General features: G+C 38.2%; 17 protein-coding genes. 1 reads left to right on the top strand and 16 read right to left on the bottom strand.

Annotation, left to right across the window (positions count from 1 at the left end; translation table 11 throughout):
* Positions 1 to 62 precede the first annotated feature (62 nt).
* The 7 genes from dnaJ to N7603_RS03170 form a co-directional block, all read right to left on the bottom strand.
* The gene (gene dnaJ / locus N7603_RS03200; protein WP_262095898.1) at positions 63 to 1,175 is read right to left on the bottom strand and encodes a molecular chaperone DnaJ; all 1,113 of its coding nucleotides are present in this window, start codon (positions 1,173 to 1,175) and stop codon (positions 63 to 65) included.
* A 45-nt stretch (positions 1,176 to 1,220) separates the two neighbouring features.
* Entirely contained in the window at positions 1,221 to 3,041 is a 1,821-nt protein-coding gene (dnaK, locus tag N7603_RS03195; RefSeq protein ID WP_262095897.1) for a molecular chaperone DnaK, read from the bottom strand.
* Positions 3,028 to 3,594: a nucleotide exchange factor GrpE gene (gene grpE, locus N7603_RS03190; protein ID WP_262095896.1), complete on the bottom strand. Its 567-nt coding sequence runs from the start codon at positions 3,592 to 3,594 to the stop codon at positions 3,028 to 3,030. The genes dnaK and grpE overlap by 14 nt, the downstream gene beginning before the upstream one ends.
* An 11-nt stretch (positions 3,595 to 3,605) precedes the next feature.
* Entirely contained in the window at positions 3,606 to 4,619 is a 1,014-nt protein-coding gene (gene hrcA / locus N7603_RS03185) for a heat-inducible transcriptional repressor HrcA (protein WP_262095894.1), read from the bottom strand.
* A 114-nt stretch (positions 4,620 to 4,733) separates the two neighbouring features.
* Complete coding sequence (locus N7603_RS03180) at positions 4,734 to 5,351, bottom strand: MBL fold metallo-hydrolase (RefSeq protein WP_262095893.1); 618 nt, start codon at positions 5,349 to 5,351, stop codon at positions 4,734 to 4,736.
* A 28-nt stretch (positions 5,352 to 5,379) separates the two neighbouring features.
* Positions 5,380 to 5,529: a 50S ribosomal protein L33 gene (gene rpmG, locus N7603_RS03175; RefSeq protein ID WP_262095892.1), complete on the bottom strand. Its 150-nt coding sequence runs from the start codon at positions 5,527 to 5,529 to the stop codon at positions 5,380 to 5,382.
* A 138-nt stretch (positions 5,530 to 5,667) separates the two neighbouring features.
* A complete protein-coding gene (locus N7603_RS03170; RefSeq protein WP_262095891.1) occupies positions 5,668 to 6,540 on the bottom strand; it encodes a VIT1/CCC1 transporter family protein in 873 nt (290 codons plus the stop codon).
* Between the two features lie 145 nt (positions 6,541 to 6,685).
* Between N7603_RS03170 and ispG the strand changes: the two genes are divergently transcribed.
* Positions 6,686 to 7,720, top strand: coding sequence for a flavodoxin-dependent (E)-4-hydroxy-3-methylbut-2-enyl-diphosphate synthase (gene ispG / locus N7603_RS03165; RefSeq protein WP_262095890.1), 1,035 nt, complete (start codon positions 6,686 to 6,688; stop codon positions 7,718 to 7,720).
* A 35-nt stretch (positions 7,721 to 7,755) separates the two neighbouring features.
* Here ispG and N7603_RS03160 read toward each other — a convergent pair whose 3' ends face one another.
* The 9 genes from N7603_RS03160 to N7603_RS03120 form a co-directional block, all read right to left on the bottom strand.
* Entirely contained in the window at positions 7,756 to 8,853 is a 1,098-nt protein-coding gene (locus N7603_RS03160) for an ABC transporter permease (protein WP_262095889.1), read from the bottom strand.
* On the bottom strand, positions 8,846 to 9,943 hold the full coding sequence (locus N7603_RS03155; RefSeq protein ID WP_262095888.1) for an ABC transporter permease: 1,098 nt from the start codon (positions 9,941 to 9,943) through the stop codon (positions 8,846 to 8,848). Before N7603_RS03155 ends, N7603_RS03160 begins: the two co-directional genes overlap by 8 nt.
* A 2-nt stretch (positions 9,944 to 9,945) precedes the next feature.
* Positions 9,946 to 11,466 carry an ABC transporter ATP-binding protein gene (locus tag N7603_RS03150; RefSeq protein ID WP_262095887.1) on the bottom strand — a complete coding sequence of 507 codons (1,521 nt, stop codon included), beginning with the start codon at positions 11,464 to 11,466 and terminating at the stop codon, positions 9,946 to 9,948.
* Between the two features lie 165 nt (positions 11,467 to 11,631).
* Positions 11,632 to 12,780, bottom strand: a complete 1,149-nt coding sequence (locus tag N7603_RS03145) for a BMP family lipoprotein (protein ID WP_262095886.1) — start codon at positions 12,778 to 12,780, stop codon at positions 11,632 to 11,634.
* A 98-nt stretch (positions 12,781 to 12,878) separates the two neighbouring features.
* Positions 12,879 to 14,270 carry an MATE family efflux transporter gene (locus N7603_RS03140; RefSeq protein ID WP_262095885.1) on the bottom strand — a complete coding sequence of 464 codons (1,392 nt, stop codon included), beginning with the start codon at positions 14,268 to 14,270 and terminating at the stop codon, positions 12,879 to 12,881.
* Between the two features lie 3 nt (positions 14,271 to 14,273).
* On the bottom strand, positions 14,274 to 15,812 hold the full coding sequence (locus N7603_RS03135) for an ABC-F family ATP-binding cassette domain-containing protein (RefSeq protein ID WP_262095884.1): 1,539 nt from the start codon (positions 15,810 to 15,812) through the stop codon (positions 14,274 to 14,276).
* Positions 15,790 to 16,317 (bottom strand): PaaI family thioesterase, encoded by a 528-nt coding sequence (locus tag N7603_RS03130; RefSeq protein ID WP_262095883.1) that lies wholly within the window; start codon positions 16,315 to 16,317, stop codon positions 15,790 to 15,792. The genes N7603_RS03135 and N7603_RS03130 overlap by 23 nt, the downstream gene beginning before the upstream one ends.
* Positions 16,318 to 16,418: 101 nt before the next feature.
* Positions 16,419 to 16,874: a hypothetical protein gene (locus tag N7603_RS03125; RefSeq protein ID WP_262095882.1), complete on the bottom strand. Its 456-nt coding sequence runs from the start codon at positions 16,872 to 16,874 to the stop codon at positions 16,419 to 16,421.
* The gene (locus tag N7603_RS03120) at positions 16,867 to 17,340 is read right to left on the bottom strand and encodes an NUDIX hydrolase (RefSeq protein ID WP_262095881.1); all 474 of its coding nucleotides are present in this window, start codon (positions 17,338 to 17,340) and stop codon (positions 16,867 to 16,869) included. Before N7603_RS03120 ends, N7603_RS03125 begins: the two co-directional genes overlap by 8 nt.
* Between the last annotated feature and the right edge of the window lie 52 nt (positions 17,341 to 17,392).

Genomic DNA, 17,392 nt, shown 5'->3' with positions numbered 1-17,392 from the left:
CCATTTGTTATTATTTTTATTGGTGAAAAAAAGAAAAACTGCACTTTGGCAGTTTTTCAAAATTAGTTTTTAAAGATATTCTTAAAACGTTCCCACGGAGTATCTTTTGGTTTTGGATTTGCTTTTTCGAACTGTCTAAGAATAGTTTCTTGTTCCTTCGATAAATTAGTAGGAACTTCGACTTGGACCACAACCAACTGATCACCTTTACGCCCGTTGTTGACGTTAACAACACCTTTTTCACGCATTCTAAGTGTGGTTCCGTTTTGAGTCCCTGGTGCAATTTTAAGGGTAACATCTCCATAAATTGTAGGTACATCAATCGAATCCCCTAGAGCGGCTTGAACAAAGGAAATCGGTACTTCAAGGATGATGTTATCTCCATCACGTTTGAAGAATTTGTGTGGTTTAACCGAGAATCTTAAGTATAAATCCCCAGCTGGGCCACCGTTAGAGCCACCTTCACCATAACCTTGCATACGTAGGGACATGTTGTTGTCAATACCTGCTGGAATCTTAACTTCAATGTCTTTTGCAACTATTTCGCGGCCTAAACCATTACATGTCTTACATTTGTTTTTGATGGTTTTACCACGACCACCACACTTAGGGCAGGCTGCTTGTGAGCGTATTGAACCTAAAATGGTACGTTGTTCAACTGTAACATACCCTGCACCATGACAGCGGTCACACGTTTCGACATCTTTAGAAGATTGTCCACCATGGCCACCACAAACATGACAAGCTTGTTCGGTTTCAACCTTAATGGTTTTTTTAGTACCAAGGACAGCTTCTTCGAACGTAATATTCATTCTCCGTTCTAAATCATCGCCCCTTGCAGGACCATTTGGGTCACGACGTTGTTGACCACCCCCACCAAAGAATGAACTGAAGATATCGGAGAATCCACCGAAACCTTCAAAGCCACCAAATCCAGAACCACCTTGGCCAAATGGACCATTATGGCCGTATTGGTCGTATTGTCTGCGTTTATCGGGTTCTCCTAGTGTGTCATAGGCTTCTTGAACTTCTTTGAATTTAGCCTCTGCATCGGGTTCACTAGAGACATCCGGATGGTATTTCTTTGCCAGCGATCGATAAGCCTTTTTAATTTCTTCTTCGGATGCTGTTTTGCTTACACCCAGTACGTCATAATAATCTCTTTTTTCTGCCATATGTTAACCTTTCATCAAAAGGGGCCGTAGCCCCTAATGTGGATATTATTTTTCTTCAAATTCAGCGTCTACAGTGTTAGAGTCGCTTGAGTGTTTAGTTTGTTCCCCAGTTGGGTCTTCTTTTTGAGCTTTTTCATAGGCTTTAACAGCAATCGCTTGAGCATCTTTTTCTAAAACTTCTTTCGCTTCACGGATACGGTTTAGATCAGAACCTTTAAGAGCTTCTTCTAAGTCTTTTATTGCTTTTTCAACTTTTGACTTTTCAGATTTATCGACTTGATCACCTAAATCCGTAATGGCTTTATTGGCTTGGAAAATTAAGGATGAGGAATCATTACGTAAGTCTGCTTCTTCACGTTTTTGCTTATCGGCTTCCGCATTTTCTTCAGCTTCTTTGATTAGACGTTTGATTTCTTCATCGCTCATCGCAGACCCACCAGAGATGACAATCTTTTGAGATTTGCCTGTGCCTAAATCTTTAGCACTAACGTTAACAATACCGTTGGCATCAATATCAAATTTAACTTCAATTTGAGGTACACCACGTGGTGCAGGTGGAATGTCATTTAATTGGAAGCGACCTAAAGTCTTATTGTCCGCTGCCATTTGACGTTCACCTTGTAATACGTGGATGTCTACGGCTGGTTGATTGTCCGCTGCAGTTGAGAAGACTTGTGATTTAGATGTTGGGATTGTTGTATTTCTTTCAATTAACTTCGTGAATACGCCACCAAGTGTTTCAATACCTAAGGATAATGGGGTAACGTCTAATAGTAAGACATCTTTCACATCCCCGGATAATACGGCGCCTTGAATGGCAGCACCCATCGCAACGACTTCATCTGGGTTCACACTCTTGTTAGGTTCTTTACCTAATTCACGTTTAACAGCTTCTTGAACTGCTGGAATACGTGTAGATCCACCAACCAATAGAACTTGGTGTAATTTCGCTGGGTCCATCTTCGCATCTTTTAATGCACGACGAACTGGAACTACAGTTCTTTCGACTAGATCAGCAGTTAATTCGTCAAATTTAGCACGTGTAATGGTCTTTTCTAAGTGTAGAGGTCCAGAAACACCCATGGTAATAAATGGTAAGGAGATTTGAGTGGTTGTAACACCAGAAAGTTCTTTTTTCGCTTTTTCAGCAGCGTCTTTCAAGCGTTGAACAGCCATTTTATCTTTGGATAAGTCAACACCATTTTCTTTCTTGAATTCAGCAACTAGATAATCCATGACTTTTTGGTCAAAATCGTCGCCACCAAGGTGATTATCGCCAGCTGTTGACAATACTTCAAATGTACCGTCAGCTAAGTGTAAGATGGATACGTCGAATGTACCCCCACCTAAGTCGAATACTAAGACAGTTTGTTCTTTTTCTAGTTTATCAATACCATACGCAAGCGCAGCTGCGGTAGGTTCATTGATGATACGCATAACTTCAAGACCGGCAATCTTACCTGCATCTTTAGTTGCTTGACGTTGAGCATCGTTGAAATAAGCTGGTACGGTAATAACGGCTTTCTTCACTTGTGCACCTAAATAGTCTTCAGCTGTTTTCTTCAAATTTTGAAGAATCATCGCTGAGATTTCTTGTGGGGTATATTGTTTACCATTAATATTCACACGGTAAGAGGATTCCCCCATATGACGTTTAATTGAGGATACGGTGTTTGGGTTGGTGATGGTTTGTCTCTTCGCAACTTCACCAACTGAGATTTCATCACCTTTAAAAGCGACTACAGATGGGGTTGTACGTGAACCATCTGCGTTTGGAATTACTTTAACGTCTCCACCTTCCATGATGGATACTACTGAGTTTGTTGTACCTAAGTCGATACCGATAATTTTATTAGTTGTTGCCATTTTCATCACTCCATTCGTTTACTTTGACCATGGCAGGTCTGACGACACGTTCTTTAAATAGATAGCCAGTTTGTTGGACACCTAGAATCATGCCTTTCGGTTTTTCTTCATCTTTAACTATATCAATTGCATGGTGAATGTTTGGATCAAACATTTCATTCATGGCTTTAATTTCTTTTAAACCCTCTTGTTCCAATATGTTGAAGATTTGATCATTGATCATCTTGAAACCAATTAAATAGTTCTTTAATAAGTCATTGTCCACAGTCATGTTCGTGACAATTTTTAATTGATCGAGTGGACCTAGTAGGGCTTCGACCACATTTTGTGAGGCATACTTGCGCTCTACGATACGTTCTTGTTGAATCCGCTTCTTATAGTTTTCCAGTTCAGCACGCTCTCTCAGATATTGATCTTTCAAGGACGCGATTTCACCTTTTAAACTCTCGATTTCATCTTTCAATTTGTCTTTCTCACTTTTCTTTTTTTCTTTTTCAGGTTTTTCGTGTTCTACCTGTTCTTTATTTACTGTGTCTTTTTTTTGTTCATCCACAGGGATTCACCTCATTTTTTATATAATTTCGCGATGTTTTTCGCGATGTATTCCATTAGTGGGATTACTTTTGAATAATCCATCCGAGTCGGTCCAATGATTGCAATCGTGCCTTGATCTTCATCCGTTACAGCATAAGGAACGGAAATGATCGTACACGTATCGGTTGGCATATAATCAGCTTCTTTACCAATTTTGATTGAGAGTTTATTGGTTCGCCCTACCAATCTAAGTAGTTCTTTTCTGTCTAACATATACATCAGGTCACGAATTTGATTGATGTCATTGAATTCTGGTTGGACAAGCATATTCCCCATCCCAGTCAAATAAACATTTTCTTCGCTCAGTTGACGGAAGGCATTGACAACCGTGTCGATGATGCGTTCTTGGTAGTCCATGTATTCCATGAGGTTTTCTTCCATAAATGCATTTTTTAAGATACGTTTCGCATCTTTCACAAATTGATTTTCAAGTAAATCATTTAAACTCGATATGATTTTCTTGAAATCCATGTAAGAGATGTGTTCTGGAATTTTTACGGTCTCACTTTGAACATGTCCTTTATCCGTAACAATCAGCACAACTGCGTCTTGATTGTATAGTGGAATAAAGTCAATCTTTTTGATACGTGCGAGCATTTCATTAGGTCCAAGTACCATTGAAGTATAATTGGTTAATTCAGATAATAGGTTAATGGCTTCTTTCACTGCAATTTCTTTATTGTTTTCAAATTCCATGAAAATTCGGTCAATGATCGGGAATACTTCCTTGACATTATCGTCTCTTGTAACGAGATTTTCAACATAATATCGATACCCTAGATTCGACGGAATTCGACCAGAACTGGTGTGTGTTTTTTCAAGAAAGCCAAGTTCTTCAAGTTTAGCCATGTCATAGCGTAGTGTCGCTGAGGAGAACCCCAAATACGGTTTATCAGTTAAGGCTTTTGACCCCACTGGGATCCCGTCATTCACATAAGCTTCAATGATGGCCTTCAAGATCAGTTTTTGTCGATTAGTTAACACAACTTCACCTCTCTAGCACTTGAAGTATCTCAGTGCCAACTCTATTGTATTATATGGATTTAGCACTGTCAAGAGAAAAGTGCTAAAAAATAAAATCCCACTCGTAATGTGGGATTATTTTGATAATATTTTTTGAATATACTCGTTGTTCTTCTTTTCGTCCTTAAGGGTTGTTGTTCCGTCATGTCCAGGAAATATTTTCACAGTTTGTGAGCATTCAGTAAATAAACGTTTAAGTGATTTATTCAATTGAGCAGTTGACCCACCGACCAAATCCGTTCGTCCGACACCACCTTTAAATAAAGTATCGCCTGTATATAATTCGTTTCGATATAAGTAACAAACACTGCCCTTAGTGTGACCAGGGGTGTGATACACCGTCAACGTTTCATCCATAAATGGAATTTTGTCCAAATCTTTAATGAACTGAATGTCAGAACCTTTAAACTTGGGCAAAGCCATTTTTAAGGATTTCGCACCACTTTGGTCTGCATCATACATCAATAAATAATCATCTTTGTGCATGTAAACTGGAACATTAAAGTGATCGATTAGAGCTGTATGGTCAATATGTCCATGGGTGAGCAAAATCGCTTTTAGGGTGTACCCCTTTAGAGCAGCCTCAATGAAAGCGAGGTCATGTGAAGGGTCAATTAGAATCGCTCCATCAAAACGATAGAGAATGTAAATGTGAGATAAATCGTCGTTTCCACGTAGTATCATAGGTTTCATTTAGAAAAAAAACTATTCGAAGAATAGCTTATTTCTTTTCTCTATGTAACGTATAAGTACGTGTTTTAGGACAATACTTCTTGATTTCAAGACGATTTGGTGTGGTTTTTTTATTTTTAGTTGTGTAGTAGTTTTCTTCGCCACATTCTGTACAAACTAATTTAACAAGTTCACGCATGTTTCTTCCCTCCAGACATTACATTAAAAGTATATCAAACAAGCAATTAAATATCAAGCACGAGTTTACCTCAAACCAGATGAATTGCTGTTCTAACCTATGACATTATAACAGTAAATATTTACCTTGTAAAGGATTTTATAATGAATCGACGAATAGCCCGATTAAAAACGAAATTGTTGCCACAACAAGCGCAATAGAAGCCATCGTAATGAAGTTCTTAAATAGAGGTTGTTTCTTCGCAATCGAAATATAATAATTAAAAGCGAAGATAATTAAGATCACAATCCCAATCATCACACCCATCGAAATTAGAGGTACAGAAATCAGAAAATAAGGTAAGATGAGCAGTGATACAACAATTACATACGCAACCCCTGTATAAAGAGCGTTAATAAGCGGTGTATCGTGATCATCCTGTGACCTAGACAAATATTCACTCGCAGCCATACTGAGTGCCGCGCTGATCCCCGTAATTAGGCCTAGAGTACCTACTTTTAAGGAATCGTTAATAGCGAGTGTGAACCCAGCCAAGGCCCCACTGATTTTGACTAATGCATCGTTCATTCCTAATACAACCGATGAAGCGAACAATAACTTTTCGTCATTTAAAATATTATGTAAAGCTTCTTCATGGGATTTTTCATCTTTAAGGATATCTTTGAGCTCATCAATTTCCTCGATGACATCGCGGTAGGATTGACGTGAGTGGGCTTCAAATCGTTCAAATACTCGGAGTGTGAATATGACACCAAGGGTATACATAACCATCGTGTAAAACATCAATCGAAACGATGGACGTTTATAGTCTAGAGTGACTGCTTTTTTACCTAAATAAGAATTAAAGATATCTAAATGTTTCTTTTCCTGTAGAGCAATACCTTCTAAGATGACTCTGTTCTCAGGCTTTTTTTGTCTTTTCGCAATTCGCATATAAAGATGGTAAGCCAAGGATTCTTCTCGTGCAAATTCACGATAAGTCCTTTTTTGTTTTTCTGATAACATTTGCATAGTGTGTTCCTCGTATGAGAATCATTATAACGATTATTAGGTAATGATTCAACACTTTAATATAAATAATGAGAAGATTTATTATAAATAAGCATCATGGTACAGACTCTTATCACTTGTGATATAATCGTTTTAGGTGATAATTATGCAAAGACTACAAACAAGACCCATTAAAGTGGGCAATTTAATCATGGGTGGTAACAACCATGTATATATTCAAAGTATGACAACAACATTCACAAAAGACATCGAATCGACCGTCAAACAAATCCATCAATTGGAAAAAGCGGGGTGTGAAATCGTTCGCGTCGCAGTCCTCGATAAAGTCGACGCTGCCGCATTAGGTGAAATCAAGCGCCAAATCCATATCCCTTTGGTCGCAGATATCCATTTTGATTACAAACTCGCTTTAGAAGCGATCAATCAAGGTGTCGATAAAATTCGATTAAACCCAGGCAACATTCAAGACCGTTCAAAAGTCGCCCTTGTGGTTGAAGCGTGCAAAGCGAAAAATATCCCAATTCGTATTGGTGTAAATAGTGGATCGCTACCTGATGGTTTAGAACCCACTGCAGAGAATATGATTAAAGTTGCGAAAGGCCATGTTGAAATCCTTGAGAGTTTAAATTTCTATGACATTGCGCTTTCATTAAAAGCGACAGATATGAATCTGATGATTGAAACCTATCGTCTAGCAGCTAAAACTTTCCCATACCCTCTTCATTTAGGGGTTACCGAGGCTGGTACTGCTTTCTCTGGTGCTATTAAAAGTGCCATGGGGATTGGTATTCTCCTTCACGAAGGTATTGGTAATACCATTCGTGTTTCCTTAACAGATAATCCAGAAATCGAAATTAGAGCCGCTAAGGAGATCTTAAAGAACCTCAATTTACGAAACGATATTCCGAATTTAATCAGCTGTCCTACGTGCGGGCGCATCCAATATGACATGATCGATATTGCGAAACGCATTGAAACCTATCTACAAGGTGTTAACAAACACATTAATGTTGCAATTATGGGCTGCAAAGTTAATGGCCCTGGCGAAGCCAAACATGCTGATATCGGCGTTGCCGGTGGTAAAGGTGAGGCAGTTATATTCAAACATGGTCAAATCGTAAAAAAAATTAAAGAATCCGAAGTCTACGATACACTCGTTAAAATGATTGATGAGTTCTAGACCTTCGGGTCTTTTTTTTGAAAAAAAGGAAGCGATTAACGCTTCCCTTGATCATATGGCTCACCGGCTGCTCTTGGACCTTGTGAATTTTTAGAGGTCAAGGCTAACAGGATTAGTGTTACCAAGAAAGGTGTCATTGAAATGATATCTTTCGGTAAATGTCTGAAGAACAAATACAAATTATTGTAAAGTCCTTGAAGTAAGGATTCATTGGCTCTTAAGCCATCAAATGCACTTTGAACTAAGGTAATCCCATTGGATAAGTTCATCAAGAATCCAAATAATAACGAGAACACCATAACTCTAGCAGGTTTCCATTGGCCGGAAATTAATACGGCAAGGGCTAAGAACCCATACCCATAAATGGATGCTTTAAAAGACGTAGAGGTTGGAACGATGAGAATAACACCGCCCATACCAGCTAAGAAGCCCGATACCGATACCGATGTGTAACGGATCTTATATACATTAATCCCTGCTGCATCGGCTGCATGTGGGTTTTCACCACAGGCACGCATTCTGAGACCATAGCGCGTTTTATAAGCGACCACTGCGGCTATGATAAACGCAACTAACCCCATCAAAGTGATTAAATAGACATTTTCAAAGAAAATATTACCGATGAATGGGATTTCTTTTAATACTGGAATACTGATTTTATAACGATCCGAAAACCCAATTTCTTCTGTACCAGATGATGAAAGTGCTCTACCTACGAAGATCGCAAGTGCCACAGCTAGCATGTTTAAAGCTGTACCAGAGATGACTTGATTCGATTTCATAGTGATGGAAGCGAATGAGTGTAACAATGAGAACAGTAAGCCTGCAATACCGCCAATAATGACGGTCATAATCAATACCATTTGTCCATCAATTCCGATATGTTGGAGATTGTTTAGGGTTAAAATCCCTACGAATGCCCCAAATAACATGATACCTTCAAGGGCAATGTTGACAACCCCTGAGCGCTCCGAATAGAGTCCAGCCATTGCCACCATCGCAAGAGGTATCGTAGAATACAACGTCCAACTTAATAGGTTATAAAAACTACTGTTATTCCAAATAGCAATCAATAGGTATGTAAGTATGCCAACCCCAATCCAAATATTTCGTCTTGAAAAATATTTACTCATGGGATTCACCACCCTTCTTTGTTAAGAGTTTCCCAATATACTTTCTCGCATATTTTTGGAAATAGAGTGTAAAGGCTGAGAAATAGATGATACTTGCTGAGATAATATCGATAATTTCACGTTTAAAATCCCAGGATTGTAATTCTTGGTTTGCGGATTCGATGTATCCAAGGAAGAATCCAGAGAATATGGTGCCGATTGGATTACTCATACCCAGTAATGCAACAGCAATCCCTTGGAAACCATAAGGTGATATCACATATTTAGTTTCTAGTTTAATGCCAGTACCTGGTACTAAGTATATGATTGCACCTGCTAAACCAGCAATAGCACCTGAAATCAGTAATGAGTATATAATATTTCGTTTGTCGTTGACACCGGCATATTTGGCCGCATCACGGTTAAACCCAACTGCTTTTAATTGGAATCCGAATATTGTTTTTTCTAATACGATGTAAATCAGTGCTCCAACTAAAACTGCGAAGATGATTCCGCCATTGAGTTTATTAAAATCAAAAATGCTATCCAGAAATAATTTAGGAATTCTACCAGAAGCGATGACTTCTCTCGCTTCTTGTCTGACGGTATCATAAATGGTTGCTTCAATCAACATTTTAGATACATACATTGCGATATAGTTCATCATGATAGTAGCAACGACTTCATGAACGTTTCGATACGCTTTTAACAGAGCCGGAATCAATGCCCATAACATACCACCTAAAACCCCACCAAGCATTGCTACAATCCAGTGGAATGGCCCTAAGAAGCCCCATTGAACACCGATAAAGACTGCTATGAAGGCCCCAATCATCAACTGTCCAGAAACCCCGATGTTGAAAAGACCCGTTTTAAATGCGAAGGCAACCGCCAATCCTGTTAGGATTAGGGGGGCTGAGTTAAATAATACGTTGCCAAATCCTGGCAAACCTTGTGAGACACCTGTGAGTAAAATCGCTGTTAATCCGCCAAATGCCATGGACGGACTAATCAACAACATAATGATTAAGCCAAACATCATACCTGCAAAAATCGATATTAAGGTGGCTATGATTTTTTCTGTTGCTTCAAGTTTCAAAATTTTCTTCATAGCTAATTACCCCTCTTAGAACCAGACATGTATAGGCCTAGTTCATTTTGATTTGTTTTTTTAGCGTCTAAGTTTGCAACGATTTCGCCTTCATACATGACCAAAATGCGGTCAGCAAGGCTGAAGACTTCATCAAGTTCCAGTGAAAATACCAAAATCGCTTTTTGTTGGTCTCTCATGTTTATGAGTTGGTGATGGACATATTCAATCGCCCCAACATCAAGACCTCTAGTTGGTTGAACCGCAACTACTAGGTCAGTATTGCGAGAAAGTTCTCTTGCAATAATGGCTTTTTGCTGGTTACCACCACTCATACTACGGGTTTTTGTTTTACGGCCATTTGCACTTCGTACGTCAAAACGTTCGATGAGTGTGTCCGCATTCTGTTTGATTTCATCAAATTTGAGGAAACCATAACGCTGGAATTGCTTATCAAAATAGGTTTGAAGGATGAGATTTTCTGCTAAATTAAAATCAAGGACCAAACCAAATTTGTGTCTGTCTTCTGGAATGTGAGCAATCCCGGATAATGTTTTTTCACGTATGCTCTTGTGGGTGATATCAATATTGTTTAAAATAATTGACCCTGATTTGGGTTCTTTTAAACCTGTAATGACTTCAGCCAATTGCGTTTGTCCATTGCCTTCAATTCCAGCAACTACGACAATTTCACCACCATAAACTTCAAAACAAACATCCCTTAAGTCTTCTTTATTTAAAGGAATGTTATGATGATGGATGTGTTCAACTTGAAGAATGGGTTTAGTTTTTTTTGGTTCAGCTTTATCAATCGTAAATGTGACTTTACGGCCTACCATCATTTCAGCCATTTGATCAATGGATGTGGTCTTAACATCTACTGTCCCGATACATTTACCTTTACGCAGTATGGTATAGTGGTCAGCAACCATCTTGATTTCATTGAGTTTATGGGTGATTAGAATAATGGATTTTCCTTCAGCCACCATTTCTTTCATAATACCCATCAATTCGTCGATTTCTTGTGGTGTTAAAACAGCTGTAGGTTCATCGAAAATTAAAATATCAGCATCCCGATAAAGCATTTTTAGAATCTCTACTCTTTGTTGCATCCCTACAGTAATATCTTGGATTTTTGCATTAGGATCAATCTTAAGCTTGTAGCGCTGTGAAAGTTCAACAATCTTTTTTCTCGCATCGGAAAGACTGATGAATCCATTTTTCGTCTCTTCACGACCCAAAATGATGTTTTCAACAACGGTATAGTTATGTACAAGCTTAAAATGCTGATGCACCATTCCAATTTTTAATGCATTTGCATCGTTGGGGTTTTTAATTTTTACTTCCTCTTCATTAACCTTAATAACGCCTTCTTCCGGTTGATATAAACCGAATAAAACGCTCATTAAAGTGGATTTCCCAGCACCATTTTCCCCAAGTAGTGCATGGATTTCGCCTTTTCTGACTTGCAATGTAATATTATCGTTGGCAACAATTCCAGGGAATCGTTTCGTAATATTAAGCATCTCAATCACATACGACATAAAAATTCACCTCATTTTATCTACCCTATTATATCATAAAAAAGCGCTTTCTCTAGTTTGAAATCACATTCTTATATAAAATATAACATCCTAGAATATTTCTATCGTGATTCATTTTTAGTTACAAAAAAGCACCCCAAATTGGAGTGCTTTCTGAAAACTTTTTTATTCAGTAACGTCTAGCGTAACTTTTGGAACTACTAATGAAGTCACAGGCAATTTGTGATCGTTAACAATTGTGATCGAACCAGCTGCAACTTCTGCAAATATGACATCATACATTGCTTTAGTAAATTTAGAGAATCTAGAGAAGTCTTGAGGTAGACCAATACCACCAACGGATGCATCTAGTGTTACAGATTTACCATTTGTAGTTATAACTTGATTATTGCTATTGTATTGTCTGTTGTTATAGATTTCATCAAGTGCGTTATATACGGATGACTTGAGTTCTTTCATCGCTGAAGTAATAACTCGATCAGATTCAGCTTTTTGGTCAACGTCAACACCAATTACATATTTACCAGCGATACCTTCAGCAGCCTTCATAACGGAGTTACCTGCTCCACCTGCAGCGACGAAGATAACTTCTGTGCCAGAAGTATACCATGAAGCAGCTTTAGTTTGGTGTGCGGCATCTGGTGCGAAGGAGTTTAGATATTCATATTTAATAGTGACTGTTACACCGGTCATTTGAGAAGCTGCATAGTTCGCACCTTGTACAAATCCATAACCGAATCTAACAACGGCTGGTACTGACATACCACCCATGAAACCTAATTTAGTGAAGCCTTCTTTAACAGCTGCATAGCCTGCTAAAAATCCAGATTGTTCTTCTGAGTAGAAAATGCTGTATACGTTTGCGCCTATTTCGAAGTTAGCGTTTTTACCTGTTGTATCGCCATCAATGGTGGTTTCATCCCCTGGAGCGATTGCACCAAAGTCTGTTACGTTATGAGGTGCACCGTCCAAAATAATAAATTTAACAGCTGGGTATTTGTCTTGAACTAACCAAATTGCGTTTTCAAATAAGAAACCAGGGGTAACAACAATCTTAGCACCATTTTTAATAGCAACTTCGATTGACTTCACATAATCTTCAGTAGATTTTGTATCTGGTTGATAGTACTTGTAGGAAATTTTATGTTCTTCGGCATATTGCTCTACACCTTCCCAAGCACCTTGGTTGAATGATTTATCATTGATCGTACCAACGTCAGTGACTAGACCAATTTCATAATCCTTCTTTTGTCCGCAAGCAGCTAAGCCTAAAGCCAGTACAGCGACAAATAATGCAACTACTACTTTTTTCATTTCTTCCTCCTATAGTGTTTAATCCATTATCATCTTAACACTCTTATGTAATTTTTTCAAGGTGGAAAAAGGCTATTTAAGCATTAAATAAAACATTTTTAGTTAGCGTTTTCATGATGTGCTAAATTTCTAGCCCATTTTCCCGCTTTGACATATTGAACACCTATTAAGCCTTTAATTAAACTGACCCCTTCGACAATAATGTATACCAACAAAATCGGTAAGGATGTGTAAATACTTAATATAACAGCCAGTGGCACAGCTACTAACCATGCGAATGTAGAGTCAAATAAGAAGGTGAGAACAACCATACCACCCGCTCTTAAAACAAAGAATATTCCAGCATTAAATGCGAAGATCCACATCAACGAAGCTACGACCCACATGAATTGTGTTGCCATGGTTCTAACTTGATCACTGACATTATATAAATAAGGTGCAAATGGCGCTATAATGGCTAAAAGTACTCCAAACACAATACAAACCATAATGGTTAGAGCCAGTAATTTTCTTGCATTTTCTTTAGCTAATTCAATCTGATTAGCCCCTAACTCGTTACCAACCATGACAGAAATACCGGTTGCTAGAGCCCCAAACACGATGAAGAACAAATTTGAGACCGCACTTGAAATTGCGAAAGCTGCGTACACAGAGGTACCTCTTTGTGCGTAAGCTAACATAATCACTAGTACAGATGAAGACCATAAAAGTTCATTGGCTAAGAGCGGTAAGGTTTTCTTCACCATCAGGATAAAACGTTTACGTTCAATGTGGAAATGAGAGAATATACCTTGAGCAAACACCATCTTATTTTTATAAGCAACAAACAATAGAATACTAGTTTCGACTACACGTGATATTACGGTTGCGATGGCCGCACCTTCTACTTCAAGTTTTGGAAATCCGAGATTACCAAAAATTAATAGATAGTTAAATACTAAATTAACTAGGACAGCTATAATACCGGCTATCATAGGTACTTTCGTTTCTCTGATTTCACGGAATGTCGAAGCATACAATTGAATCACTGCGAGGACTGGTAGCGAAAAGGCCATAATGGTCAAGTATTGAACACCATACGTGATAACGGCTTGGTTATAAACGCCTTCAGAGCCCGGATCATTCTTAGCGAATGCTTGAATCATCGGTTCTTTAAATATAAATAAGATTCCCATCGAAATAATGGTTACCAATGCTGCCAAAATGACTTTAGCTCGGAATGCTTGTTTCAGTGCATTCTCATCTTTAGCACCAAAATACTGTGCGATGAATATCCCAGGACCCGCAAGTCCCCCGATGAAACATATGGTAACAATGAACATGATTTGGTTCGCAGCAGCGACCCCACCGATTGCATTTTCATTTAAATTTCCAACCATGATGTTATCCAATAGACCGACAAAAGTCGTAATCCCTTGTTGTAGCATAATCGGTAATACAATGGCTAGAACCTCACGATAAAAGGCTTTAGACCCAATAAATTTTTTCATAGTTTATCCTTTCAACTCAAGCTGTGTAGCTTCAAAAGAATCGTGGAAAGACTTATCATGAGATACCACGATTGCTACGCCAGGAAACGCCATAATGGCTTGTTTAAGTGCTTCTTTTGCATTGTGATCCAAGTGATTCGTCGGTTCATCTAAGACGATGATGTTGGATTTCTTTTGACTCATTAAAGCGAGTCGTACTTTCGTTTTTTGTCCCCCTGACAAACTCTTTAGCGGACGGTCTGCCATATCACGAGATACCCCATAACGGGCAAGGAGTGTGTAAACTTGGAGTTTATCCATATTTTGGAGGATATCAAAACATAGATTTACCGCAGTCAAAGATTCATCGTAGGTAAATTCTTGTTCAAAATAAGATATTTGAGCAGTATCAATCCACTTAAATGACCCTGCAATTGGGTTATTAATCCCCATAATGGTTTTGATTAAAGTTGATTTCCCAATACCATTTTTACCCGTAATAATGACTTTTGTGTTTTTCATTATGGTCATATTGATTGGTTTTAATAGACTCTTGGTATATCCAACTTCTAAGTCTTTAAGAATTAGCACATCTCGTCCTGTATCCTTAGAAAACGGAAAGTGAAACTTAAGTTCTTTTTGCTTAGTAGGTTTATCGATACGATCTAGTTTTTCTAGTTTCGTTCGGACGCTTTGTGCTTGTTTAGTGGTTGAGGCTCTAACGATATTCTTTTGGATGAATTCTTCTTGTTTCTTGATGAACTTTTGTTGGGCATCGTATTGTTTAGATACCTGCTCAAATCGCAGTGCGCGTTCAGCTAAATAGTAATCAAAGTTCCCTTTATAGCGTGTTAACCCCTTATTTTCAAGTGCGATAACCGTATTTGCAATCGCTTTTAAAAAGGCTTCATCGTGAGAAACCACAAGGTATGCTTTTTCATACCCTTGAAGAAATTTAATCAGCCATTCGATGTGTCTAATATCTAGAAAGTTTGTAGGTTCATCCAATAAAAGAATGTCGGATTCATCTAATAATAGTTTTCCTAAGATGATTTTCGCACGCATCCCACCGGATAATTGCTTAATCGGCATATCAAGTACAGACATTTCCAACCCCAAACCGTGGATGATGTTCCCCAGCTTCGATTTCATTGCGTAGAAATCCTTCTCAATTAAGTAGTCACCAATGGAGGCAGCGATATTGAGCGCACGTTCCATTTCAACACCATCTAGAGTTCCGACTTTTTGATAGAGAGCTTCCATTTCCTTCTCTTTATCAAAAAGGGGTCTAAATACAGTTAATAAATAATCACTGACAATGAGGTTCGGATCGATTTTCGCATATTGATCCAAATACCCGACTTTAGTATGTTCCAACCAGGTGATGGTGCCTTTGTCCGGGGATAAGGATTTGTTTAATAAATTGAGTAAAGTGGTTTTACCAGCACCATTTGGACCGACCAAAACTGCATGGTCATTGATAAAAAGGCGAAGCGAGGCTTCCACCAGTAAATCATTATTATCGTATCTAAAAGATAAGTCATTCACTTCGAGCAAACTCATAATCGATGTCAATCTCCGTTACTGCATGCGTATCAGGAATAAACTGCCAGCCAGAAAGGCGGTGTTCACCAATAATGTCATGGATATTTTGTTTAAAATAAGTGCCTTCACAGGTCGCTAAAATGGTTTTTCGGTCTTTCGCGAGAATGACTCCTTCGCCTTTGAAAGTCATTCCCTTGGATTTCGTAATCCAGCCACATACGACGATCTCTTCATCGAGAGGGACAGGTTTACGGTAAGATACTTCTAGTTTGATGGTTACACCCCAAGTTTCGGGTTCTGATATATTAATGGCTCTACCAATCGTTTCATCTAAAAGAGCGCTGATAATTCCACCATGCATCCGATTAGGATAACTTTGATGGAAATTATCGCCTTTGGTAATGGTGACTACGACGCCGTTTTCGAGTTCATAAAAGGCTGTTTTCAAGCCAGCATGATTGTGGATGCCACAGACGAAACACTCATCCGAATTAAATTGCTTACGGGTTACTTTATATTTCATATAATCACCTATTCCTTTAAGATTATAACACAAGCGAATAAACTCTTTCTTATAAATTGAAAGACATTTTTACAACATAAAAGGGACATTTTAGAGTCCCTTTACTCAAAATAAGCATCTAATTGATTAATATGGACAACATTCATCCCAAATACATCCATCTTTAAGTTGACGAAGACCACTTCATTTTCATTGATGTATTTGACAATTTTACCCGGCTGAGGGTAGATTAAGAGGATCTTATTACCTTCTTTATCTTGAAATCCATGGGTCGGTAACATTAATTTTTTAGATCCAGAAAAGACTTGCCAATGGCGTTTTGAGTTGAATGAAACCTCACTTGCACCTGGTGCATAAATGAGTTTAATGTGATAAGTAGTTGTATTGGTCTTTAGAACATAACCATGATTAACGTTATTGGCTTTTTCAAGCGTACCATACTTCTTTAATTTTTCTTCAATGGATAGAATGAAGCGTTTACGATTGAATTCTAAAACGACCAATATCGCGACCAGTATTAAAACAATGACAATTAGTCCAATCCATAGTTCAGGCATGGGTATCCTCCAAAGGTGTAATTAAGACATCGATAAGACGATTACCATCAAAGATGCAATGATAGTGATGTCGATTAGGTTCTAACATTTTAGGTAAGAAATAAGGGATATTGTGAGCAACACCGAGATTATCAAAATCGATAATCCAACGATAAGGACGCCAATCTAGGATGCCTTCTTCGGTTTGAATCGGTGTTTGAATCTTGTTCTCAACATTGACTAAGTAGAGATGTAAATACGACCCATCGTTCGGTTCCCATGTCAATTTCCCTTTATATTGGATATCATACTTACATACGTTCATTCCCGTTTCTTCTAGGATTTCACGTTGAATTGAATCGATGAGTGTTTCATTGGGTTCCAATTTGCCGCCAACACCATTCCAACAACCTTTCCACGGTTGTTTTAGACGATTGAGCATCAAAAACTCATTTTGATGACGAATAAATGCAAGTGTATAGATCATAAAATACCTCAAACAAGCTTGAAAGTTTACGCTATATACATCATAACACAAA

The sequence above is a fragment of the Paracholeplasma vituli genome (genome assembly GCF_025446935.1).
GTDB lineage: Bacteria > Bacillota_I > Bacilli_A > Acholeplasmatales > UBA5453 > Paracholeplasma > Paracholeplasma vituli.
This window is presented reverse-complemented; position numbering and strand designations above follow the sequence as displayed.